The following is a 24,635-nucleotide window of genomic DNA, read 5'->3' as shown; positions in this document are numbered from 1 at the left end:
ATCAGGATTTCCTTTTACGCAGCAGGCCAATCACGCCTTGCGGCAGAAACAGCGTCACCAGAATGAACATGCCGCCGAGAACAAATTGCCAGTATTCGGGGATGGCGACGGTGAACCAGCTTTTCGCGCCGTTGACGATGCCCGCGCCAATAATCGGGCCGATCAGCGTGCCGCGCCCGCCGAGCGCCACCCAGATGGCGGCTTCGATGGAGTTGGTGGGTGACATTTCGCTGGGATTAATGATGCCGACCTGCGGCACGTACAGCGCGCCCGCCAGACCGCACAGCATGGCGGAAACCGTCCAAACGAACAGCTTGAAGCCTTTCGGATCGTAGCCGCAGAAAATCAGCCGGTTTTCGGCGTCGCGCACGGCGGTCAGTACGCGGCCATATTTGCTGCGCGCCAGCGCGAAACCGAGCGCCATACTGAAGACCAGCACTAAAACGGTCATCAAAAATAATCCGACGCGGGTGCCGGTGGCGGTGACCTGAAAGCCGAGCAGGGTGGTGAAACCCGTGAAGCCGTTGTTGCCGCCAAAGCCGGTTTCATTGCGGAAAAACAGCAACATACCGGCGTAGGTCAGCGCCTGCGTCATAATCGAAAAATAGACGCCTTTGATTTTTGAACGGAAGGCGAAATAGCCGAACACGAACGCCAGCGCGCCGGGCACCAGAACGATCAGGCATAACGCCCAGGCAAAATGCTGTGTTCCGGCCCAGAACCACGGCAGTTCAGTCCACGACAGAAATGACATGAAATCCGGCAGGCCGCTGCCCGCCGCCTGACGCATTAGATACATGCCCATTGCGTAACCGCCGAGCGCGAAGAACAAGCCGTGGCCGAGCGACAGCAAACCGGCATAGCCCCAGACCAGATCCAGCGCGACCGCAACAATGGCGTAGCACAGGATTTTACCGATCAGCGTCAGCGTGTAAGTAGAAATCGCCAGCGGGCTGTCTGCCGGAAGCAGCGCCAGAAACGGCAGGATAATCAGAATGATCAGCCCCAGCGTGCCCACGGAAATCGCAATTTTCGGCGCTTTCTGCACGCCGGTAATCGTTAACGGTTGGCTCATCAGTCAATCACCCTGCCTTTGAAGGCGAAGAGTCCCTGAGGACGTTTCTGGATAAACAGAATAATCAGCGCGAGGATCAGGATTTTGCCCAGCACGGCACCGATTTCCGGCTCAAGAATTTTGTTCACGATGCCCAGACCAAAGGCCGCAACGACGGTTCCCGCCAGCTGGCCAACGCCGCCAAGCACAACCACCAAAAATGAATCGATGATGTAACCCTGCCCGAGTTCCGGGCCGACGTTGCTGAGCTGCGACAGCGCCACGCCACCCAGCCCGGCGATGCCGGAACCGAGGCCGAACGCCAGCATATCCACGCGACCGGTTGGCACGCCGCAACAGGCGGCCATCGCACGGTTTTGGGTGACGGCGCGCACGTTCATGCCGAGCCGCGTTTTATTGAGCAGCAGCCAGGTCAGGCCCAGCACCAGCAGCACAAAGATAATGACGGCGATGCGGTTGTACGGCAGCACCAGATTCGGTAATAACTGAATGCCGCCGGAGAGCCAGCCGGGGTTGGCGACTTCGACGTTCTGCGCGCCAAACAGCACGCGCACGCCCTGGATCAGAATCAGGCTGATGCCCCAGGTTGCCAGCAAGGTTTCCAGCGGGCGGCCATATAAATGGCGGATCACCGTGCGTTCGAGCGCCATGCCGATCCCGGCGGTGATGAAAAACGCCACCGGCAGCGCAACCAGCGGGTAGAGCGCCAGCAGGCCCGGCGCGTAATGCTGAAACAGCGACTGCACCATGTAGGTCGAGTACGAACCGAGCATCAGCATTTCGCCGTGCGCCATGTTGATCACGCCCAGCAGGCCGTAAGTGATCGCCAGCCCGAGCGCGGCGAGCAGTAAAATCGAGCCGAGCGATAAACCGGTAAATGCCTGGCCGAGTAAATCGCCGACCAGCAGGCGGTGCTGAACCGCTTTCAGGCTGATGTCTGCCGCTGCGCGCACGGTGGCGTCGGCTTCGGTTTTCGGATCGGTCAGGCTTTGCAAACGGCCCTGCGTATCAGGATCGCCGGACGTGCCGAGCAGTTCGACGGCTTTCAGGCGCACCTGCGGACTGGCATCGCTGAGCTGTAAATTCGCCACCGCGACAGCCAGCGCATCGTGAACCGCGCTGTCTTTTTCCGCGTCGAGACGACGGGTCAGCAGCTGCAACTGGTCGGCCTGCGCGTCACGCTGTAAGGATTTTGCGGCCTGTAAACGCACTACGCTGTCGGTGCTGACCAGACGGTGCGCGGATAATGCGTTGGCAATCAGAATGCGCAGGCGGTTGTTCAGCCACACTTTTTTGGTGTCACCCTGCGGTTTCGCGTCGCCGTCGAGTGGCGTCAACTGATCGCCGTTTTGGGTGAAAGCGTGTTTAGCGGCGTCGATGACGACGTTTTCCTGCTTCAGCGCCTCGAGCAGGGGCAATCTTTCCGGCTGCGGATCCGCCGCCCATTGTTGTAATAAGTCGGCTTGCTGGCTGCGGCTGGCGGCAGCAAAGTCATTCGCCGCACCGGCCTGCGCCAGCAACGGCAGGCAGCAAAGCAGGAAAAGCAGTGATCTGATGAGGATTCTCATAATGTTCTCGCCGCATAAAGTTGATGCTGATTTGCTCCTCCCCCTGCGAAGGGGGAGGTTGGGAGGGGGTTTAGCAGGCAACTCAAGATTCAACGTTGCCATTAATACCCCACCCCAACCCTCCCCTTCGCAGGAGAGGGAGCTGACCGGTTTATCCTTCAACCCCCTTAGCTGGGGGAGGTGCTTTTTAGTTCGTCGTTTTCACCGGGGTATCAGGCTTTTTGTCGTTACCCGGAATGTACGGGCTCCACGGCTGGGCGCGGATCGGTTTGTCGGTCTGCCAGACCACGTTGAACTGACCGTTCGATTCGATTTCGCCGATCATCACCGGTTTGTGCAGGTGGTGATTGGTTTTATCCATGGTCAGCGTGAAGCCAGACGGCGCGGCGAAGGTCTGTCCGGCCATAGCAGCGCGGACTTTATCCACATCCGTCGTCCCGGCTTTTTCAACTGCCTGCGCCCACATGTGGATGCCGACATACGTCGCTTCCATCGGGTCGTTGGTCACGGCGGTGTCCGCGTTTGGCAGCTTGTGAGCCTTGGCGTACGCCTTCCATTCGGCGACGAATTTTTTGTTCGTCGGGTTATCGACGGACTGGAAGTAGTTCCACGCCGCGAGGTCGCCGACCAGCGGTTTGGTGTCGATGCCGCGCAGTTCTTCTTCGCCAACCGAGAACGCCACCACCGGCACATCGGTCGCTTTCACGCCCTGGTTCGCCAGTTCTTTGTAGAACGGCACATTGGAATCGCCGTTGATGGTGGAGATCACCGCGGTTTTGCCGCCGGCGGAGAATTTCTTAATGTTGGACACAATCGTCTGGTAATCGCTGTAACCGAACGGCGTATAGACTTCTTCGATATCGCTGTCTTTCACGCCTTTGGAATGCAGGAAGGCGCGCAGGATTTTGTTGGTGGTGCGTGGATAGACATAGTCCGTGCCGAGCAGGAAGAAGCGTTTAGCCGCACCGCCGTCTTCGCTCATCAGATATTCCACCGCCGGAATCGCCTGCTGGTTAGGCGCGGCACCGGTGTAGAACACGTTCGGCGACATCTCTTCGCCTTCGTACTGCACCGGATAGAACAGCAGGCCATTCAGCTCTTCAAAGACCGGCAGCACCGATTTACGCGACACCGACGTCCAGCAGCCGAACACCACGGCGACTTTATCCTGCGTCAGTAACTGGCGGGCTTTTTCAGCGAACAGCGGCCAGTTGGACGCCGGATCGACCACCACGGGTTCCAGCTTTTTGCCCAGCACGCCGCCTTTGGCATTGATGTCATCAATGGTCATTAGCGCGACGTCTTTCAGCGGCGTTTCGGAAATCGCCATCGTGCCGGAAAGAGAATGCATAATGCCGACTTTAATGGTGTCGGCAGCCTGTGCGCTCCAGGCTAATCCCATGCTGACTACGGTGGCGGACAGAGCAAAGGCTTTAATAAAACGTCGACGTTGCATAGATGTACCCTCTGTAAAAACGCTGTGATTTAAGTGATTTAAGAGAAAACGGGTCTGTCTTAAGTCGAAAAAGTCTTAAGTCGAAAAAAGATAAAAAGTCATGACGGTGTGCCTTCGTCATTCTCCGCCCGCGCCCGGTGCAACATATGCAGGGTAATCTTGCGCACCTCGGCTTTGCTGACGGCAATGTGGTCATGTAACTGGCGTTGCGCCTCCTCAGTTTGTTGTTGAATGATGGCGAGCAAAATGCTCGCGTGTTCCTTGTACGTCGCGTTAACACGCTCGTCTTTGGTGAAATCCAGACGGCGGATAATGCGGATTTTCTCCGTCAGTTCGCGGTGGATGCGGGCCATTTCAGCATTCCCGGCCGCCGCCACCAGCGTCATGTGAAACTCTTCGTCGTAACGTGAAACCACCTGACCGTCTTCGAGCCGGGGCTCGTCAATCCAGAACGCTTTCAGCTCGGCCAGTTGCAGCGGCTGTGCCGCAGGCGGCAGGGCGCACAGGCGTTTCACCGCTTCCAGCTCCAGCACAATGCGCAGGTCATAAAGCTGCTCGAAAAAGTCGAAATCGAACGGGCGTACCTGCCAGCCGCTGCGGAAAAACACTTCGACATAGCCTTCGCGCTCCAGCCAGAACAACGCCTGACGCACCGGTGTGCGGCTGACTTCCATACGTTCGGCGATGTCGTTTTCGCTGAACTTGTCGCCCGGCAGCAGCCGGAAACTGAAAATGTCATCTTTGAGTTGCTGGTAAATCCGTTCCGCCAGCCCTTCCGGCCGGTTTTTGCTGCGTGAAGATTTAGAGCCCGTCAGTTGCATACAATATTCCCTGAATTTTTGAGCCGCTTTGCGCGGCCTGAACGGCGTTAAACGGCTGCGTCCAGCCACAACAGGGCATCGCCCGGCCCGACCGGACGGCCCTGCTGGCAACTGATTTTCAGTACCGTACCGGCGCACGGCGCGTTAACGGACAGCTCCATTTTCATCGCCTCGACGACAATCAGCGGCTGGCCTTCTTCGACCTGCTGGCCCGGTTCCACCAGAATTTTCCAGACGTTGCCGTTGAGATCGGCGCTGACTAAGTGCCCGTCCTGATCCGCCTCGTCTTCCACTAACTGCACGGCATTGGCGGCGGCTTCCACGGCGGCGCTCTCCGCTTCGTGCCAGTGCGCCACTTCACGGGTGAACGCACCGGCCTGTTGGGCGCGGAATTCGGTAATATCGGCGGCGTTGTCGGCCAAAAATTGGGTGTATTGCGCAAAGTCGAACTCGGTTTCTTCGATGCGAACCTGCGCGCGGCCTTCGCGGAAAGCGTCACGCTGAATATCCAGCTCGGCTTCGCTGACTTCATAGAAACGCACCTGATCGAAGAAATGCAGCAGCCACGGTTCGCCGTTTTTGAACTGTTCGTTTTTCAGGAATTTGTTCCAGATAGGCAGCGTGCGGCCGACCAGCTGATAACCGCCCGGTGAATCCATGCCATAAATGCACATATACATGCCGCCGATGCCGACCGTGCCTTCGGCGGTGAACGTCCGCGCCGGGTTGTATTTGGAACTGAGCAGGCGATGGCGCGGATCGACCGGCACCGCGCAAGGCGCACCGAGATACACGTCGCCCAGCCCGAGGATCAGGTAGCTGGCGTCGAAAATGATTTTTTTCACGTCTTCGCGACTGGCCAGCCCGTTGGTGCGCTGGATGAAATCCACGTTATTGGGCAGCCACGGCGCGTCGGCACGCACGGTTTGCTGATAGCGTTCGACCGCGCCGAGTGTGGCGGAATCTTCAAACGCCATCGGCATATGCACGATACGGGTCGGGATTTTGAGCTGGCTGACGTCCGCCAGATTGTGTTCGAGCGTCAGTAAATGCTGAAGCAGCGCAGTCTGGTGCAGCACGCGGCTGTCGTAGCGGATTTGCAGCGAACGCACGCCCGGCGACAGTTCTTCGATGCCTGCCTGACCGGCCGCTCTGATGGCATTCATCAGCAGATAAATGCGCATGCGCACCGCCAGATCCAGTACGTTATCGCCGTACTCAATCAGCACGTAGCCATCGCCCGCCTGCCGGTATTCCACCGACGGGCGCTCTGCGGTAGCCGGTAACGACGCGAGAACCGTGGCGGAAACCGTGGTGTCCGGCAGCAGCGACGGCACCGGCAGCGCCATCGCATTAACGGGCATCAGCGAATCAATAGTGCCTTGCTGCGCCCGTTCCAGCGCCTGCGCCTGTTCGAAACTGATCGGATGGAAGCGGATTTTATCGCCCGGTTTGACCTGCCCGACTTTCCACAGCTCAGCTTTGGCGATGGTCACCGGGCAGACGAAACCGCCGAGGCTTGGCCCGTCTCGCGTCAGAATGACCGGAAAATCGCCGGTGAAGTTGATTGCGCCGATGGCGTATTCGCAGTCATGCACGTTCGACGGATGCAGACCGGCTTCGCCGCCATCCTGCCGCGCCCATTGGGGTTTCGGGCCGACCAGCCGCACGCCGAGGCGGTTGGAGTTGTAATGCACCTGCCATTCGGATTCAAAGAACGTCTCAATAGATTCCTGTGTGAAGAAATCCGGCGCGCCGTGCGGGCCATAAAGCACGCCAATATTCCAGAGATCGCCATAAGGTTGAACGATATTGGCGGCGGCGGCCTGCGGTAAGTCCACCGGCGCGGGCGTGGTGCAGGCGGCAAGTTCCGGCTGCGAAACGGTCAGCATGTCCGCGACACGCAGCGTGCGGCCCGCGTGACCGCCAAACTGTCCGAGCGCGAAAGTTGAGCGGCTGCCGAGATAAACCGGCACATCGAAACCGTTACGCACCGCCAGATAAGTGCGGCAGCCCTGCGTGGCGCGGCCCAGCGTCAGCGTCTGACCGGCTTTCACCAGCACCGGCTGCCAGTAAGCGACGCTTTCGCCGTCGAGATCCGCCGGGCAGCGTGCGCCGGTCAGCGCGATGGTCGCGTCACAATGAAAACGCAGCACCGGCCCCTGAAGCGTGAATTCCAGCCCGGCGGCGTCGAGATGATTGCCGACAATGCGGTTGGCGAGGCGGAACGCAAAATCGTCCATCGGCCCGGACGGCGGCACGCCGATATCCCAGTAACCCAGACGGCCCGGATAATCCTGCACGCTGCTGTACGTGCCGGGCGCAATCACTTCGACGGCGTTTGGTGCGTAGACAAAACTGTCGAGCATCCGCGTCCACATTTCGCCTTCGCGGAACACCGGCGTGGCGACGACCTGACGCAGATAATCAATATTGGTGGCGATGCCGTGCAGGCGGGTGGCGGCCAGCGCGGCAGACATTTTTGCCAGCGCGTCCTGTCGGTCTTTGCCGTGAACAATCAGTTTGGCGATCATCGGGTCATAAAACGCTGACACTTCGCTGCCGGTTGAAACCCAGCCATCCACGCGAACGTCTGGCGGGAAAAACACTTCGGTCAGCACGCCGGGGCTCGGCTGGAAATTTTTCAGCGGATCTTCGGCGTAAATACGTACTTCCATCGACGCGCCCTGCGGGGCTTTCTCCAGCGCAGGCCAGTCCAGCGGTTCGTCTGCGGCGACCCGCAACATACATTCGATTAAATCCAGCCCGGTGACCATTTCGGTGACCGGATGCTCGACCTGCAAACGGGTATTCACTTCGAGGAAATAAAATTCGTCGCGCGCGGCGTCATAAATAAATTCGACCGTTCCGGCACTGCGGTAATTCACCGATTCACCGAGCTTAACGGCGGCGCGGTGCAACGCTTCGCGGCTGGCCTGCGGCAGATGGGGGGCGGGCGTTTCCTCCACGACTTTCTGATTGCGGCGCTGCAACGAGCAGTCACGCTCGCCGAGTGCCACCACGCGGCCTTTGCCGTCGCCAAAAATCTGCACTTCGACATGCCGGGCGCGATCGACAAAGTGTTCCAAAAATACGCCGGCGTCACGGAAAAACTGTTCGCCGAGGCGCTTCACGCTGTCCCACGCGGCACGCAATGCGTCTTCGTCGTCGCAGCGCATCAGGCCAATGCCACCGCCGCCTGCGGTACTCTTCAGCATCACCGGATACCCGATTCCGGCAGCGGCGCTGACCGCATCGTCAATGCTGTCGAGCAAACCGGTGCCCGGCGTCATCGGCACACTGGCGGCACCGGCTAGTTCACGGGCGCGGTGCTTGAGGCCAAACTCGCGGATTTGTCCGGCGGTCGGGCCGATAAACGCGAGGCCTGCGGCTTCACAGGCATCGGCAAACTCTGCGCTTTCGGATAAAAATCCGTAGCCGGGATAAATCGCCTGCGCGCCGGATTCTTTCGCGGCGGCCAGAATTTTGTCGATCATCAGGTAGCTTTCGCTGGCCTTTTCGCCGCCGAGCGCGATGGCGATATCGGCATCCGCGACGTGCGGCGCATTGCGGTCGGCGTCTGAATAGACGGCAACGCTGGCGATGCCCAGACGTTTCAGCGTGCGGATCGCGCGGCAGGCAATTTCGCCACGGTTGGCGATCAGGACTTTAGTAAACATCATCGTGGCTCCTCAGCTTTTTACCGGTGAATTGAGGCTCTGGATGTAACTTCTCCAGCCGCCAAAATGGGTGATGTCGGTGGCGTCAGGAATGGCCCACGGCTCGCAGATAAAGCCTTTCACCGTGCGGCCATCGGCCAGTTCGAGCGAACCGATGCCCAGCGGTGCCGGGATCTCCGCGACAAACTCCCCGAAGCGCGCCAGCGGGATATCCCACAGTTCGACGATAATCGCGCTGCCGCCTTCCGCCCTGACCAGCCCCGGTTTCGGCGGTGTGGTATTGGCGAGCGCATAAAGTTTGTAGGTGGCTGCGGTGGTGGTTTGCTCGGCGCGAACCGCGTTGCGGCGGGTGAGCTGAAAATTGAGCGGCATGCCGGTCAGGTGCGCACCGACCACGGCGACGCGCACGCACGCCGGGCTGAGCGGCGCAGAAACCCTGAATTCTTCCGGTTTCACCGCAAGACCGGTGGCACCGAGCGGCAGATTCAGGCTGCGCTGCCACTGACTGCCAAAACGGGCGAGCGCATCGTCGTGCCAGGCCGGGGCGATCAGCGTGATCCCGGCGGGCAGGCCGTCGGCGCGCATTCCGGCGGGCAGCGCCAGCGCAGATAAATCCGCCAGATTGGTGAAATTGGTGTAAATCCCGAACTGCGAGTTGTAAAGCACCGGCTCCTGCGCCATCTCTTCCAGCGTGCGGATGGTCGGCGAGGTCGGCACAACCAGCGCATCAAACCCTTCCAGCGCCAGATTGATTTTGCGCGCCAGTTCCGCCCGCAGATATTCCGCCCGCCACGCATCGCAGGCGGTGTAATTCAGGCCGCTGGCGACAATACCGCGCACCACCGGATCCATTGCTTCCGGGCTTTCCTCAAAAATTTCCCCGACGGACACTGTGCGTTCCGCCACCCACGCACCGTAATAAAGCTGCCCGGCCAGTTCGCGGAACGGCGTGAAATCAATGGTTTCCAGCGTCGCGCCGTTATGACGTAAATGCTCCAGCGCCTCGCGGAACGCGGCTTCCGCCAGATCATCGCCAAAAAACTCAAGACGGTCGGGCACCGCAATTCGCGGCTGAACCGGCAAGGCGAACGGCGCGGTGTGCGGGTTTTTACGCGAATACGCATCGGTGGCGTCATAGCCGCCCGCTGCGTGCGCCACGGTTTGCGCATCGGCGACGGTCAGGGCGAAAACAGACACGGTGTCATTGAGACGGCAGGCCGGTACCACGCCGGTGTTCGACAGCCAGCCTTTGGTGGGTTTCAGGCCGACAATATTATTGAAACCGGCGGGCACGCGGCCGGAACCGGCGGTGTCAGTCCCCAGCGAAAACGCCACCAGACCGCGCGCCAGAACCGATGCGGAGCCGGAACTCGAACCGCCGCTGACATATTCAGGATTGAAGGTGTTTCGCACTGCCCCAAACGGTGAACGCGTGCCGACCAGGCCGGTCGCAAACTGATCGAGATTGGTTTTGCCAATGACGATGGCGCCTTTGGCTTTCAGATTGGCGACCACGGTGGCGTCCGCTTGCGCGGTGTAGGCAAAGGCGGGGCAGGCGGCCGTGGTTGGCCAGCCCGCGATATCAATATTGTCTTTTACGGCAAACGGCACGCCAAACAGCGGCATGGTGGTGAGTGACCCTTCAGCCTGACTGCGCAGGGTTTCCAGGCGGGCGATCTGCGCTTCAAGCTGCTCCGCCGTGGCGAGATACAGCCAGGCGTTATCGGTTTTGCTCAGGCTGCCCAAAACCAGTGAAAGCGTCGTTCGCAGGCTGTCCGGCGCGGTGCGGTAATGTTGCTGCCATTCCCGCAGCGTAAAACCGCGATAAGGCGAGGTAACGGAGTCTGAAGTTGAAGCCATGTTTTGAATTCCATCTAGTACACAAGATTGAATTCATCTAAGCAAGGGCTGTGCCATATCATTATTTATTGATTTTAAATGATTTATTATTTATCGCGTGAATGCGTTTCTCATTTGTTGCACCACGGACGGAATGCAACTGAACAAAAATGGGGCGATTTTGTGCGCTTTGTCTCGCAAGAATATGATTAAAGCCGTTTGTTGATTGAACCGGTATATAGTTGTCTGAATTGATGATTTATTATTGTTTGCAGAAAGGCGGGCGAATTTATGACACAGGAAACGATCGACCATTCAACACTGGTTTGTCTGGCAGAAGCAGGCGCGATTCGTCATCTCAACGTGACTGCACAACAAGGAGGATGGACAATAATGATCAGATACGGCGAACATCAGCGCACCTTAGTGGCACAACGTAGTGGGAAAATACGGGTATTTAAGCGCTTCGACACGCTGGCAGCCTATCTTAAAGACATGGGGATAAATCAGTTTGAAGTGGATATTACCGACTATGATCCTGAAGGTGGCGGTAAAGGAACGCGCCCCGACCGATCGGCAGCATTGAAACGCGCACATGAAGCGGCGGCTTTTGACGAAACGGCATTCGACCTCTGGTTTCGCGAAAGAGTTAAAGAATCGCTGGATGATCCGCGTCCCGCTATCCCCCATGAAGACGTTAAAGCTCAGTTTGCCGCCCGTAAAGAGGCATTGCTTAAAGGGCGGGACAAGTAACGGATGACGATAAAACAGGTATGGAAACCACACGCTCTGGAGGATCGCGAGCATATTTTCAACTATATCGCGAAAGAAAATCCGCATGCGGCCATTGAACTGGATGAGGAGTTTGATGCTGCCGCAGAACGCATTTTCCTGCGTCCGGATATGTACGTTGCCGGGCGGGTTGCCGGAACGCGCGAATGCATCGTGCATATGCACTTCAGAATGGTTTATTGCATCACGGAAACAGAAATTCAGATTGTCAGACTTGTACATACCGCTCAGCACTGGCCTTAGGAAAACACAAACTAATGCAATTCCGTCACCTCTTTGAACGCCTGAAAAAACTGTTACTGGCGGTTATCCTTATCGTGCTGACCTTATTGGCGGTTCGTACTTACGATGCCTCACAAGGGCCTGCGCTGGAGCCGTGGCACAAGCTGGTTCCTGATGAACTGAGCACGGCACAGCTGGATAAAAGCGACTGGGCCGCGTATTTACGGGCCGAGCAGCAGGCTTTTCTGGAAGTGAAGCAGCAGGTGACGGACAAGCTCGATGCTGAAGACCGTATTCCGCTGAACCGGTATTACGACCGCAGCCCGGTTTATCCTGAACATTTTGCGCAGGACTGGAACCGGTCGTATGAGCTGATGCCTGACGGTAAACCGGTCGGTGCGGTGGTGTTATTACACGGCCTGACCGACTCGCCCTACAGCCTGCGTCATATTGCAGAAGATTATCGTCGCCGCGGTTTTGTGGCGGTAGGCATTCGTCTGCCGGGGCATGGAACCGTGCCGGGCGGGCTGACGCGCGTTGACTGGGAACAATGGCTGGCGGCCACGCGGCTGGCGGTGAGAGAAGCACAGCGTGCGGCCGGTGAAAATGTCCCGTTGCAGATCGTCGGTTTCTCTAACGGTGGTGCGCTGGCGATGAAATACACGCTGGATACATTGGATGATAAATCGCTGGTGCGCCCGACGCGCGTGGTGCTGATTTCTCCAATGATCGGCGTCACAAGCTTTGCGCGTTTCGCCGGATACGCGGGCTGGCCGTCGATTTTCCCGGCCTTCGCCAAAACTGCCTGGCTGAATCTGATGCCAGAATTTAATCCGTTTAAATACAATTCATTTCCGGTGAAAGCGGCGCGGCAGTCTTATCTGCTCACGCAGGCTTTGCAGCAGCAAATCAGCGAGGATGCGCAGGCCGGTAAGCTGGCGCAATTGCCGCCGCTGCTGGCTTTCCAGTCGGTGATTGATTCCACTGTCAGCACCCGCGCGGTGGTTACGGCATTATTTAATCAGCTCCCCGCCAACGGCAGCCAGCTGGTGTTGTTTGATATTAACCGCAGCGCTTACGTCGGCCCGTTGCTGCGCCCTGCGGCGGATACCGCCGTGGAACGCCTGCTGCCTGCGGCACCGCGCAAGTATCAGACGACCATTGTTACCAATGCCTCGCCGGATGACGCTGCAGCGATTGCGCAGGTTACGCAGGCAGGGCAGGGCACGGTCAGCAGCAGCCCGCTGGGGCTGAATTATCCTTCTGAATTCTATTCGTTATCGCATGTTGCGTTGCCTTTCCCGACGGATGATTCGCTTTACGGACGCAATCCGCAAGGCCCGGCGCAATTCGGTATTCATCTGGGGACGCTGGCTGCGCGGGGTGAAAATGGTGCGCTGGTGGTGAGCATGGATCAACTGATGCGCGTTTCTTCCAATCCTTTCTACCCGTATATGCTGAAAAGAATTGAAGGATTTTGAATGGCATACGGGGAAAACATGGGGTGCTGGGAAAATAATGATTAAAAGCGCTTGCGATAATATCGTGCACTATATATATTGAAAGCATGAAGACGAAAACAGACACCGACTTAACGCACAGCAGTATGCTACATCTCGATCAACAGATGTGTTTTGCTCTGTACTCCGCGAATCTTGCGCTGCACAAAGTGTACCGCAAGCTGCTCGGTCAGCTCGACCTCACCTATCCGCAATATCTGGTGATGTTGGTTCTTTGGCAGCGTGATGAAGTGACGGTGTCTGATATCGGCGAAAAGCTGTTTCTGGATTCCGCGACGTTAACGCCGTTGTTAAAGCGTCTCGAAGCGGCCGGTTTACTGGTTCGTCAGCGTGCGAAAGCCGATGAACGTCAGGTGATCATCACCCTGACCGCTGAAGGTAAAGCATTACGCGAAAAAGCTCAGGGCATCCCGGAAGCGATTTTTTGTGCCACGGAATGCAATATGGGCGAGATTACTGCGCTGAAACAGCAACTTGAAGTGCTGCGTGGCCATCTTCAGGATAAAGCCTGAAAAGAATGATTCAGCAAACGGAGAGGAAGAGAGCGTTTTCAATCCGTTTGTGTACAGTTAATAAGTAGCGTGCGATTAAATCGCATAATAAATTTAAAGCATTTTCCCTACTCAATCTGATCGAAAAGGAACGAAACATGTCTATTGAAAACGTTGTATATCGTGCTCACGCTTCTGCAACCGGTGGTCGTGATGGTCGTGCGACATCGGATGATGGCATTCTGGACGTGAAACTGGGTTTGCCAAAAGAAATGGGCGGCCTGGGCGGCGGGACTAACCCGGAACAACTGTTCGCAGCCGGTTATTCCGCCTGCTTCCTCGGCGCACTGAAAGCGGTTGCCGCGCAGGAAAAAATCAAAATCCCTGCGGATGCAAAAATTGAAGGTGCAGTCGGTATCGGCGCAATTCCTGGCGGTTACGGGATTGAAGTACAGCTGGACATCACGCTGCCGGGCTTTGAACGCAGCGAAGCAGAAGCGCTCGTGGCGAAAGCACACCTGGTTTGCCCGTACTCAAACGCAACCCGTGGCAACATCGACGTTACGCTTAACGTGAAATAACTCACGCAGAATCAGCGCCTTCACCAGGGGGCTGTTAGTCAGACCATAATAAGAAAATCTCGGGGAGGCTTCGGCCTCCTTTTTCGTGGCGAAAACGCATTCAAAAATGCGCCCATCCCGCCTGCAAGGCACGCCCTGCGCAGAACTTTCCGGAAGTTTGTATATAAACGTAATCTCGGCATAATCTGTGAACTCCCCTCATATAATCATGTCACAATGATTCCGAATCTTTCAAAAATATTCCGGATATCACAATTACATGAATAGAGTGAAGACTCTATCGCAGCAAAATATCTCTTTATTGTTAGCGATTTATATCGGCATTTTCCTCAACGTCTCGGTGTTCCAGCGCCGTTTCGCTGCATTGATCCATCAGTTCACCTCAACTGAGCTGATCCAGGCGATCACGGAAGTTTGCGGCATCGTCCTGTTTACCTTCTTTGTGCTACGTTTGCTGTCGCTGGGCGGAAAAGTGTTTTTCCGCGTGGTGGCCAGTTTGCTGGTGCTGATTTCCGTCGCCGCCAGTTATTACATGATGATGTTCAATGTGGTAATCGGCTACGGCATCGTGGCGTCGGTAATGACCACGGATGTTGATCTCAGCAAAGAAATCATCGGATTACCGCTGTTTATCTGGATGGCGCTGGTCAGTGCTTTACCGCTGTTTCTTATCTGGAAAAACAACCTGCGGCTGACGCTGATTGAGCAGATGAAGACGCCGGGACAGCGCTTACGCCCGCTGGGCGTGTTGCTGGCGACGGTTCTGCTGGTCTGGCTGCCGCTGCGGTTACTTGACCACGCGCAGAGCGCCAACGAGAAAAAAACCAACGTGGATCTGCCGAGCTACGGCGGCGTTGTCGCGCACTCGTATTTACCGTCTAACTGGCTGGCGGCGCTGGGTTTGTATGCCTATACGCAAGTGGATGAAAGTCAGGATGCGGGCAATTATCTGGATCCTGCGAAAGAGTTTACGTATGTGCCACCTGCGGATATCGACGATACCTATGTCGTGTTTATTATCGGCGAAACAACCCGCTGGGATCACATGGGGATTCTGGGGTATGAGCGTGACACCACGCCGCGCCTGTCCAAAGAAAAGAATCTGGTGGCATTTCGCGGGGAATCCTGCGACACCGCGACCAAGCTTTCGCTGCGTTGCATGTTTGTCCGCGAAGGCGGCACAGAAGACAATCCGCAGCGAACGCTGAAAGAGCAAAATATCTTTGCCGTAATGAAGTCTTTGGGGTTCACCTCGGAGCTGTTCGCGATGCAGAGCGAGCTGTGGTTCTACAATAATGCGGACACCAACAATTTCTCCTTCCGTGAAATTATTGCCTCAGAGAAGCGCAACGACGGTAAACCTGTCGACGACATGCTGCTGGTGAATGAATTACAGGAATCGCTGAAGAACTATCCCAAGGGTAAGCACCTGGTGATTCTGCATACCAAAGGTTCGCATTACATGTACTCGCAGCGTTATCCGCGCAGTTATGCCCGCTATACGCCGGAATGTATGGGCAACACCTGTAGCAAAGCCGAGCTGATTAACGCTTTTGATAACAGCGTGCTGTATACCGATACCTTTATCGACAGCGTGATTGATCAGTTGCGCGATAAAAAAGCGCTGGTGTTTTATGCCGCCGATCACGGTGAGTCTATCGACGAGAACTCGCACCTGCACGGCACGCCGCGCGAAATGGCACCACCTGAGCAGTTCCGTGTGCCGATGATCGTCTGGGCTTCGGATAGTTTCCTTGAACAGGCCGACCACAAGCAGGCGTTTGAGCAGTTACAGGCGCAGCAGCGGATTGGCGCGAAGAAACGCCATGTCGAATTATTCGATTCGATTTTGGGCTGTTTGGGATATACGTCGCCAGACGGGGGTATCAACCCGGCGAATAACTGGTGTGCAAAACCTCAGGCTGAACAGAAGCTTTAGGCTATTTTGGCGGCGTATCGGATGATTTATGGTCAGTCAGCATTTAACTTTTAAAAAGCCGTTGACGCTCTGAAACCGTCGCAGTAAGATGCGCCCCACTCGGCGAGTAGCGCAGCTTGGTAGCGCAACTGGTTTGGGACCAGTGGGTCGGAGGTTCGAATCCTCTCTCGCCGACCATATCCCAATCTGATGATGCAGTTAATCCTCAGACAACAAAAAGCCCGCAGCCTTATGGTTGCGGGTTTTTTGTTTTGTACGAAGAAAAATCAGATGATTTCCTCTCTCAGTTATCCAGACATCATCGCAAAACTCACGCCGTGACTTTCGTCTCATGCGCTCTGGCCCGCAGATCACTTCTCAACTGCGCCATTGAATCCACCAGTTCGGCGGCGGTCTGCTGAAAGTCTTCGCCCTCCGGCGTCAGCCGTATCGGGTAGGTTTTGCGATCAAAAAGCGGGACACCTAACCATTCTTCCAGCTGTTTAATACGGCGGCTCAGCGCAGACTGTGTGATGTTTCTTTCACTGGCGGCTCGCGTGAAGCTGTAGCAATGCGAGACGCTGAGAAAATCTTCAAACCACTTCAGTTCCATCCTCAAACCTCTGGCGGGTGACAAGCTTCACAGTCCTGCAAGAAATACGCCAAGGTTTAAAAAACCATTAACATATTAGTTTCAATCCATTTCCCCCCTATACGGTCATGATGCCGGAAAAACAGGCGGTATTTGTATGGATAATCGTCTGCACCACGATCGCGCATTTGCGCTATTTTGGGGGCTTTTCAGGGAACAGAGGCCAGTTCTCTTCCTGACGAGTCGGAGCCGTTTGCCACACTTCCCAGCATTTTCCGCTGGTTTTCACCCTGATCTCAAAAATAACCGTTCATATATTCATCATTTAGCGAGAAATTTTTAGGCTTAAAAAAAGGGCTAAACCCCCATGAATATTCTTTTACATAGCGGATTGTGTGGGTATTCACGGCCAGGACTGAACATTCATCCTGCATTCGTTAATTAAATGTTTTTTTATGTTTGTTTGCTGTTACTCACAGTCTGTGTAAATGCCTGATGGTTATATTGACGTCAAGGGAAGGAGTTGCCAAATTGATAGCCCCAAGGAAGACCAGTGATTATTTCCGGTAAGGTTTTGTAAAGCCAACTTTACAAGACGCAGGAAAAAAAATGGCAGTTCACCATGCTCTGGTTGGACTTATTGCAGCGCACGAGCAAACACAGTCACCCGCAAATAAAAATAAAGGGTGACGTGAGCTGTAAAACACAACACACACATCCACATCACCATTAATCGATGGAGCAGAAGCGATGACAATCTCTTTAGGTAAGTCGGGGCTACTGAAATTCAGTATGGGCCTGATTGCGCTGACCGTTGCGGCCAGTGTCCAGGCAAAAACGTTAGTGTATTGTTCCGAAGGTTCACCTGAAGGCTTCAACCCTCAGTTGTTCACCTCCGGCACCACGTATGACGCAAGCTCCGTGCCTATCTACAACCGTCTGGTTGAGTTCAAAATCGGGACCACTGAAATCCAGCCTGGCCTGGCAGAGAAGTGGGACGTTTCCGCCGACGGCAAAACGTACACCTTCCATCTGCGCAAAGGCGTGAAATGGCAGGACAACAAGGACTTCAAACCGACCCGTGATCTGAATGCGGACGACATCGTCTTCTCCTTCGAACGTCAGCTGGATAAAAACAACGCTTACCACGGCGTTTCCGGCGGCAGCTACGAATACTTCGAAGGTATGGGCATGGGCGATCTGATCAACAAGATCGTGAAAGTGGACGACAATACCGTGCAGTTCGTCCTGAACCGCCCTGAGTCTCCATTCCTGGCTGACCTTGCGATGGACTTCGCTTCCATTCTGTCTGCGGAATACGCTGACAACATGCTCAAAGCGAAAACCCCTGAGAAAGTTGACCTGAATCCGATCGGTACCGGTCCGTTCCAGCTTCTGCAATACGAGAAAGATTCGCGCATCCTCTACAAAGCCTTCCCAGGCTACTGGGGCACCAAGCCGCAGATCGACCGTTTAGTCTTCTCCATCACGCCTGACGCCTCCGTGCGTTACGCGAAATTGCAGAAAAACGAATGCCAGGTGATGCCGTACCCGAATCCGGCTGACATCGCGGCAATGAAGAAAGATAAAACCATCAACCTGATGCAACAGCCAGGCCTGAACGTGGGTTATCTGTCCTTCAACGTTGAGAAAAAACCACTCGATGAAGTGAAAGTGCGTCAGGCACTGACCATGGCTGTGAACAAAAAAGCCATCATCGACGCGGTTTATCAGGGTGCTGGCCAGCCAGCCAAGAACCTGATCCCACCAACAATGTGGGGCTACAACAAAGACATCGTGGATTACCCGTATGATCCGGTTAAAGCCAAAGAGCTGCTGAAAGAAGCAGGTCACGCAGACGGTTTCACTATCGACCTGTGGGCAATGCCAGTACAACGTCCGTACAACCCGAATGCACGCCGTATGGCTGAAATGATCCAGTCTGACTGGGCGAAAATTGGCGTGAAAGCCAACATCGTGACTTACGAGTGGGGCGAATACCTCAAACGTGCGAAAAACGGTGAGCACCAGTCTGTGATGATGGGCTGGACCGGCGACAATGGGGATCCGGATAACTTCTTCGCCACCCTGTTCAGCTGTACTGCTGCAAAAGACGGTTCCAACTACTCCCGCTGGTGCTACAAGCCGTTTGAAGATTTGATCCAGCCAGCCCGTGCTGAATCTGATCACGCTAAACGTGCTGCGCTTTACCAGCAGGCTCAGGTTGTGATGCATGACCAGGCACCAGCGCTGATCATCGCTCACTCCACCGTGTACGAACCTGTTCGTAAAGAAGTCAAAGGCTATGTCGTTGATCCGTTGGGCAAACACCACTTCGAAAACGTAAGCATGGAGTAATAGCGTTTCGCTATTGAATCCACCTGTTAAGAGTTTTGTGAGCTACTAATAAGCCCGGAGCGCTACGGTTCTCCGGGCATTTTATACAGAGAGTACGGGATATGTTTCAGTTCATACTCCGACGTTTGGGGTTAGTTATCCCAACGTTTATCGGCATTACTTTGCTGACTTTTGCCTTCGTACACATGATACCAGGCGACCCGGTCACCATTATGGCAGGCGAGCGCGGTGTTTCCCCCGAGCGTCATGCCCAGTTAATGGCAGATATGGGGCTCGACAAGCCTCTTTATCAACAATATTTCCACTATGTGAACGGGGTGCTGCACGGCGACCTGGGCACGTCATTAAAAAGCCGCACGCCTGTCTGGCAGGAATTTGTGCCGCGCTTTAAAGCCACGCTGGAGCTGGGTATCTGCGCGATGATCTTTGCGATCATTGTCGGTATTCCTGTCGGGGTGCTGGCGGCAGTGAAAAGGGGCTCGATATTCGACCACACGGCCGTGGGAATCTCGCTGACCGGCTATTCAATGCCCATATTCTGGTGGGGGATCATGCTGGTTATGCTGGTCTCGGTGCACTGGAACCTGACGCCCGTATCGGGGCGAATAAGCGATACCGTCTTCCTCGATGAAAGTCTGCCGCTGACCGGCTTTATGCTGATCGACACGCTGTTCTGGGGCGAACCGGGTGACTTCGTGGATGCCGTAATGCACATGATTTTACCGGCTATCGTTCTGGGCACCATTCCGCTGGCGGTGATCGTGCGTATGACCCGTTCTTCCATGCTGGAAGTGCTGGGTGAAGACTACATCCGTACCGCGCGCGCCAAAGGCGTCAGCCGTATGCGGGTGATCGTCATTCACGCCTTGCGTAATGCGCTGTTGCCGGTCGTGACCATCATCGGTTTGCAGGTTGGTACGCTGTTGGGCGGCGCCATCCTGACGGAAACCATCTTCTCCTGGCCAGGTCTTGGCCGGTGGCTGATTGACGCACTTCAGCGCCGCGACTATCCGGTCGTGCAGGGCGGGGTGTTGCTGGTCGCTACTCTGATCATCGTGGTTAACCTGCTGGTAGACGTGCTCTACGGCGTGGTCAACCCGCGTATTCGCCACAAGAAATAAGGGGCGCACAATGTCTCAAACCACTGAGCCAGTCGCTAACGAGTTAGTGACGGCTGCGCCAGCGCCGATGCCGCCTTTGCGCGAATTCTGGCACTATTTTAAGCGTAATAAAGGGGCCGTTACCGGTCTGGTTTACATCATCATCATGCTGATCCTTGCGATTGGCGCGAACGTTATCGCCCCGCACGCACCGGCTGAACAGTTCCGCGATGCGCTGCTGCGTCCGCCGGTCTGGATGCAAGGTGGCAGCTGGAAATTCCTGCTGGGCACTGACGACGTGGGCCGCGATATTCTTTCGCGTCTGATGTACGGCGCGCGTTTGTCGCTGCTGGTCGGTTGTCTGGTCGTGGTGCTTTCCCTGGTCCTCGGCGTGGTTTTCGGCCTGTTTGCCGGTTACTACGGCGGGATCGTGGACGCCATCATCATGCGCGTGGTCGATATCATGCTGGCCCTGCCAAGCCTGCTGCTGGCGCTGGTGCTGGTGGCGATTTTCGGCCCCTCGATAGTCAATGCCTCGCTGGCGCTGACGTTCGTTGCCCTGCCGCACTACGTCCGCTTAACCCGCGCCGCGGTGCTGGTGGAAGTGAACCGTGACTACGTGACGGCTTCGCGCGTTGCCGGTGCCGGTGCTGCGCGCCAGATGTTCATCAATATTTTACCTAACTGCTTAGCGCCGCTGATTGTTCAGGCGTCGCTCGGCTTCTCCAACGCCATCCTCGATATGGCCGCATTGGGCTTCCTCGGTATGGGCGCACAGCCGCCAACGCCGGAGTGGGGCACCATGCTGTCTGACGTTTTACAGTTTGCTCAAAGTGCCTGGTGGGTCGTGACCTTCCCCGGTGTGATCATTCTGTTGACGGTGCTGGCATTTAACCTGATGGGTGATGGCCTGCGTGATGCCCTCGACCCTAAACTCAAGCAGTAAGGGGTTGGAGATGGAAACAACATTAACGAATGACGTTCAGGTCGGTAAAACATTGCTGACCGTGGACAAACTCTCCGTTCACTTTGGTGACGAAGGCACGCCGTTCCGCGCCGTAGACCGTATCAGTTACAGCGTGAAGCAGGGCGAAGTGGTCGGGATTGTCGGTGAATCCGGCTCCGGTAAATCGGTCAGTTCACTGGCGCTGATGGGGCTTATCGATTTCCCCGGCAAAGTGATGGCGGAAAAACTGGAGTTCGGCGGCCGCAATCTTCAGGGGATCAGCGAAAAAGAGCGCCGTCAGATTGTCGGTGCGGAAGTTGCGATGATTTTCCAGGATCCGATGACCAGCCTGAACCCGTGCTACACCGTCGGTTTTCAGATTATGGAAGCCATCAAGGTGCATCAGGGCGGCAACAAAAAGACCCGCCGTCAGCGCACCATCGACCTGCTGAATCTGGTCGGTATTCCTGATCCGGCTTCGCGTCTCGACGTGTATCCGCACCAGCTTTCCGGCGGGATGAGCCAGCGTGTGATGATCGCGATGGCAATCGCCTGTCGTCCAAAATTACTGATTGCCGATGAGCCGACCACCGCGCTCGACGTAACTATTCAGGCGCAGATCATTGAGCTGCTGCTTGAGCTGCAACAGAAAGAAAACATGGCGCTGATGCTGATCACCCATGACCTGGCGCTGGTGGCGGAAGCCGCGCATCACATCATCGTGATGTACGCCGGTCAGGTGGTGGAATCGGCCAAAGCCACGGAGATTTTCCGTGCGCCGCGCCATCCGTACACGCAGGCGCTGCTGCGTTCCTTGCCGGAATTTGCGGCGGATAAAGCCCGTTTGCAGTCATTGCCGGGCGTGGTGCCGGGCAAATATGACCGTCCGAACGGCTGTCTGCTTAACCCGCGCTGCCCGTATGCAACTGACCGTTGCCGTAAAGAAGAACCTGCGCTGCGTGACCTCGCGGACGGGCGTCAGTCGAAGTGCCATTATCCGCTGGATGATGCCGGGAGACCTACTTATGAGTCCTGATAACACCCAACCGCAGCCGCTGTTGCACGCGATTGACCTGAAAAAACATTACCCGGTGAAGAAAGGGATGTTCGCCCCGGAACGAACCGTAAAAGCGCTCGACGGTGTGTCTTTCACGCTGGAACGGGGGAAAACGCTGGCAGTGGTCGGTGAATCCGGCTGCGGGAAATCCACGCTGGGCCGCCTGCTGACCATGATCGAAGTGCCGACCGGCGGTGAGCTTTATTATCGCGGTCAGGATTTGCTGAAACCGGATGCCACGGCGGAAAAGCTGCGTCGTCAGAAGATCCAAATCGTGTTCCAGAATCCTTACGGATCGCTGAACCCGCGCAAGAAAGTCGGCCAGATCCTCGAAGAGCCGTTGCTGATCAACACCAAACTGACGGCCGCCGAACGCCGTGAAAAAGCGCTGGCGATGATGGCAAAAGTGGGCCTGAAAACGGAACATTACGACCGTTATCCGCACATGTTCTCCGGCGGTCAGCGTCAGCGTATCGCTATCGCCCGCGGCCTGATGCTGGATCCGGACGTGGTCATTGCCGATGAACCGGTTTCCGCGCTCGACGTTTCCGTGCGTGCGCAGGTGCTGAACCTGATGATGGATTTACAGCAGGATCTGGGGTTGTCCTACGTCTTCATTTCTCACGATTTGTCCGTTGTGGAACATATCGCCGACGAAGTGATGGTGATGTACCTTGGCCGCTGCGTAGAGAAAGGCTCGAAAGACGCCATCTTCAGCAACCCGCGCCATCCGTACACACAGGCGCTGCTGTCCGCCACACCGCGTCTGAACCCGGACGAGCGTCGTGAACGTATCAAACTGACCGGTGAGCTGCCAAGCCCGCTGAACCCGCCAGCCGGTTGCGCGTTCAACGCCCGCTGCCGCCGCGCGTTCGGCACCTGCAAGCAGTTCCAGCCACAGCTGAAGCAATACGGCGATCAGCTGGTCGCCTGCTTCGCTGTCGATCAGGATGAAAACGGAACCACGCAAACCGTCGCGTAATTCTGATGGTTCTGCAGAAATGACAAAGCCCGCGAAAAGCGGGCTTTTTTGTGGAAACTTATTGCGTATATACAATAACGACAGCGCTAATTTATTGCATATATACAATAAATTGGCCTGCAATAAATCCCTTAACCTTTATGGCTTGCCCACCAGCTCAGTAGCTGGAGGCAGGAAGAATAATAGTCATCCTTCGGTGCCAGAGTCGGGCTGATGGCGCTGGCGTTGGCCATGGTGAAATCACGGATGGCTAACAGGCCGGGCGACATGTTGTAACTGGCTTTGGTGCCGGTCATGACGTCAATCCAGGCCGGTGTCGCGGTACGTGGCGATTTCTGCCACCACAAAATGAACGGCGCGAGTTGCGGACTGCCGGGATGTGCCCAGCCGAGATACAGCGGGATACGCACGGCGTCGTAGCTGAAACGCGTTGGCCAGCGGGTGGCCGGTTTCATCGTGCCGTCTGCCTGCATGTCGACCCAGTCTGTCGGTAAACGGAACTCACCAAATGCCATTTTGCTCAACATTGCGGTACCGCTTTCGTCCAGTTCTTTCCACACTTTTAAATGGCTGCGCGCAAAGAACGCCTGCCAGGCCGGGAAGATAAAGTACGACGGGTTGACGGTGATGTTACTGGTCTGATTAAAGCCTGATACGCCCGGCAGCATGACTTTGTAGCCCGCGTAATCAATCACATTATGCTTGAGCAGCGCGGCCTGCAGTTTGTCAGAGGCCTGCGTGTAGCGGGATTCATTCCATTTATCCCCCGCCAGCAGCAGCGCCCAGGCGATGAGCGTGTCACCGTCAGAAGCATTATTTTTATCCGCCACATGAACGATGTTATTCGGGTCATAGCGCCATGAATAGAGGCCGATATCTTTACGGTAAAGCGTTGTGTTTGCCCACTGCCACAGCTTGTCGAAGGTTGCCTGATCGTCATTGAACACGGCCAGCAACATGCTAAAACCCTGACCCTCTGTGTGGCTGACATTCTTGTTGGCGGTATCAATAATTCGACCATCTGGCATCAGAAAGCGGCTTTTATAAGCCGACCAGCCTGCATCCTGCGCCATTACGGAAGAACTGAAAAATGCAACAATAAGGCTGAACCACAGCACGAGGCTGTAGCGCCGAAATAACCACATATAAATTCCTTACAAACCATTTTGATAACGGAAAACGAAGGCGCCTTCCGGTGTGTTTTCCTGCCAGCGCAGAGGAACATAGGGCTGCCCGCCTTGTGATAATAACCACTCAGCAAACAGACCTTCAAACAACGAAATCAGCGCGATGCGCCACAATTCATCATCCTGCCCTTGCGGAGACACCGGCCAGGCAATATGCACCAGCGCGAGCTGTTGCTGAGTGGCTTCGAGCTTCACCACACCCCAGTCAAAATGGCTGAGAATGTGGTTAATGTTATCTTCCAGTTCACCCAACGTCGAAGAGACCGGTAATGCATGCTGACGCGCCAGATTATTGCCCATCAGTGTGATAAAACGACGGCCATCTTCATCGTCAGCGGATGCCAGAATACCTGAAAATAGCACCTGCACCAGGCTTTGCCAGCCTGTTGTGGTGTGACGCTGGCGGTAATACTCCTGCGCAACTTGTGCATAGTTCTGTTCTTGCATGGT

Annotated in this window: 19 protein-coding genes, 1 tRNA gene and 1 pseudogene; 12 read left to right on the top strand and 9 right to left on the bottom strand. The window is 55.9% G+C overall.

The genetic code is table 11. The features are described from left to right. Position 1: 1 nt before the first annotated feature. From urtC to atzF, 6 genes are all read right to left on the bottom strand, one after another. Positions 2-1,075, bottom strand: coding sequence for an urea ABC transporter permease subunit UrtC (gene urtC / locus BV494_RS16360; protein ID WP_104923807.1), 1,074 nt, complete (start codon positions 1,073-1,075; stop codon positions 2-4). Further along, complete coding sequence (gene urtB / locus BV494_RS16355; protein ID WP_104923806.1) at positions 1,075-2,643, bottom strand: urea ABC transporter permease subunit UrtB; 1,569 nt, start codon at positions 2,641-2,643, stop codon at positions 1,075-1,077. The genes urtC and urtB overlap by 1 nt, the downstream gene beginning before the upstream one ends. Before the next feature lie 187 nt (positions 2,644-2,830). Then, the gene (gene urtA, locus BV494_RS16350) at positions 2,831-4,099 is read right to left on the bottom strand and encodes an urea ABC transporter substrate-binding protein (RefSeq protein ID WP_104923805.1); all 1,269 of its coding nucleotides are present in this window, start codon (positions 4,097-4,099) and stop codon (positions 2,831-2,833) included. Between the two features lie 98 nt (positions 4,100-4,197). Next, positions 4,198-4,920: a GntR family transcriptional regulator gene (locus tag BV494_RS16345; protein WP_104923804.1), complete on the bottom strand. Its 723-nt coding sequence runs from the start codon at positions 4,918-4,920 to the stop codon at positions 4,198-4,200. 47 nt (positions 4,921-4,967) lie between these two features. Beyond that, positions 4,968-8,600, bottom strand: a complete 3,633-nt coding sequence (uca, locus tag BV494_RS16340; protein WP_104924821.1) for an urea carboxylase — start codon at positions 8,598-8,600, stop codon at positions 4,968-4,970. Between the two features lie 12 nt (positions 8,601-8,612). After that, positions 8,613-10,460, bottom strand: a complete 1,848-nt coding sequence (gene atzF / locus BV494_RS16335; RefSeq protein WP_104923803.1) for an allophanate hydrolase — start codon at positions 10,458-10,460, stop codon at positions 8,613-8,615. Positions 10,461-10,730: 270 nt separating this feature from the next. Here atzF and BV494_RS16330 point away from each other — a divergent pair, with 270 nt between their 5' ends. The 7 genes from BV494_RS16330 to BV494_RS16300 all read left to right on the top strand — a co-directional run bounded on the left by BV494_RS16330 (position 10,731) and on the right by BV494_RS16300 (position 16,161). Next, positions 10,731-11,192, top strand: a complete 462-nt coding sequence (locus BV494_RS16330) for an antitoxin PaaA2 family protein (protein ID WP_104923802.1) — start codon at positions 10,731-10,733, stop codon at positions 11,190-11,192. Positions 11,193-11,195: 3 nt separating this feature from the next. Next, on the top strand, positions 11,196-11,474 hold the full coding sequence (locus BV494_RS16325) for a type II toxin-antitoxin system RelE/ParE family toxin (RefSeq protein ID WP_104923801.1): 279 nt from the start codon (positions 11,196-11,198) through the stop codon (positions 11,472-11,474). A gap of 14 nt (positions 11,475-11,488) precedes the next feature. After that, positions 11,489-12,934, top strand: a complete 1,446-nt coding sequence (locus tag BV494_RS16320) for an alpha/beta hydrolase (protein ID WP_104923800.1) — start codon at positions 11,489-11,491, stop codon at positions 12,932-12,934. Positions 12,935-13,020: 86 nt separating this feature from the next. Beyond that, positions 13,021-13,485, top strand: a complete 465-nt coding sequence (locus tag BV494_RS16315) for a MarR family winged helix-turn-helix transcriptional regulator (protein ID WP_104923799.1) — start codon at positions 13,021-13,023, stop codon at positions 13,483-13,485. A 137-nt stretch (positions 13,486-13,622) separates the two neighbouring features. Beyond that, complete coding sequence (locus BV494_RS16310; RefSeq protein WP_104923798.1) at positions 13,623-14,045, top strand: organic hydroperoxide resistance protein; 423 nt, start codon at positions 13,623-13,625, stop codon at positions 14,043-14,045. A 259-nt stretch (positions 14,046-14,304) separates the two neighbouring features. Continuing rightward, positions 14,305-15,984, top strand: coding sequence for a kdo(2)-lipid A phosphoethanolamine 7''-transferase (gene eptB / locus BV494_RS16305; protein ID WP_104923797.1), 1,680 nt, complete (start codon positions 14,305-14,307; stop codon positions 15,982-15,984). 100 nt (positions 15,985-16,084) lie between these two features. Beyond that, a tRNA-Pro gene (locus tag BV494_RS16300) sits at positions 16,085-16,161 on the top strand. Positions 16,162-16,300: 139 nt separating this feature from the next. On the opposite strand, the pseudogene BV494_RS26320 reads toward BV494_RS16300, so the two are convergent. Then, positions 16,301-16,576 (bottom strand): annotated as a pseudogene (locus BV494_RS26320) (LysR family transcriptional regulator); the annotation flags it as partial. Positions 16,577-17,305: 729 nt separating this feature from the next. On the opposite strand from BV494_RS26320, the gene dppA reads away from it, so the two are divergent. The 5 genes from dppA to dppF all read left to right on the top strand — a co-directional run bounded on the left by dppA (position 17,306) and on the right by dppF (position 22,998). Continuing rightward, positions 17,306-18,913 carry a dipeptide ABC transporter periplasmic-binding protein DppA gene (gene dppA, locus BV494_RS16290; protein ID WP_104923796.1) on the top strand — a complete coding sequence of 536 codons (1,608 nt, stop codon included), beginning with the start codon at positions 17,306-17,308 and terminating at the stop codon, positions 18,911-18,913. Positions 18,914-19,014: 101 nt separating this feature from the next. Further along, the gene (gene dppB / locus BV494_RS16285) at positions 19,015-20,034 is read left to right on the top strand and encodes a dipeptide ABC transporter permease DppB (protein WP_104923795.1); all 1,020 of its coding nucleotides are present in this window, start codon (positions 19,015-19,017) and stop codon (positions 20,032-20,034) included. Between the two features lie 10 nt (positions 20,035-20,044). Continuing rightward, the gene (gene dppC, locus BV494_RS16280) at positions 20,045-20,959 is read left to right on the top strand and encodes a dipeptide ABC transporter permease DppC (protein ID WP_104923794.1); all 915 of its coding nucleotides are present in this window, start codon (positions 20,045-20,047) and stop codon (positions 20,957-20,959) included. Positions 20,960-20,969: 10 nt separating this feature from the next. Then, positions 20,970-21,995 carry a dipeptide ABC transporter ATP-binding protein gene (gene dppD / locus BV494_RS16275; RefSeq protein ID WP_104923793.1) on the top strand — a complete coding sequence of 342 codons (1,026 nt, stop codon included), beginning with the start codon at positions 20,970-20,972 and terminating at the stop codon, positions 21,993-21,995. Then, entirely contained in the window at positions 21,985-22,998 is a 1,014-nt protein-coding gene (dppF, locus tag BV494_RS16270) for a dipeptide ABC transporter ATP-binding subunit DppF (RefSeq protein WP_104923792.1), read from the top strand. The genes dppD and dppF overlap by 11 nt, the downstream gene beginning before the upstream one ends. 131 nt (positions 22,999-23,129) lie before the next feature. Here dppF and BV494_RS16265 read toward each other — a convergent pair whose 3' ends face one another. Together BV494_RS16265 and bcsD are read right to left on the bottom strand one after the other, a co-directional pair. Then, on the bottom strand, positions 23,130-24,143 hold the full coding sequence (locus BV494_RS16265; RefSeq protein ID WP_104923791.1) for a family 8 glycosyl hydrolase: 1,014 nt from the start codon (positions 24,141-24,143) through the stop codon (positions 23,130-23,132). 9 nt (positions 24,144-24,152) lie between these two features. Beyond that, a complete protein-coding gene (bcsD, locus tag BV494_RS16260; RefSeq protein WP_104923790.1) occupies positions 24,153-24,632 on the bottom strand; it encodes a cellulose biosynthesis protein BcsD in 480 nt (159 codons plus the stop codon). Positions 24,633-24,635: the final 3 nt, after the last annotated feature.

This window comes from Rahnella sikkimica (assembly GCF_002951615.1).
Taxonomy (GTDB): Bacteria; Pseudomonadota; Gammaproteobacteria; order Enterobacterales; family Enterobacteriaceae; genus Rahnella; species Rahnella sikkimica.
The sequence above is the reverse complement of the archived record's forward strand: the minus strand, read 5'-3'. Positions and strand labels throughout refer to the sequence as shown.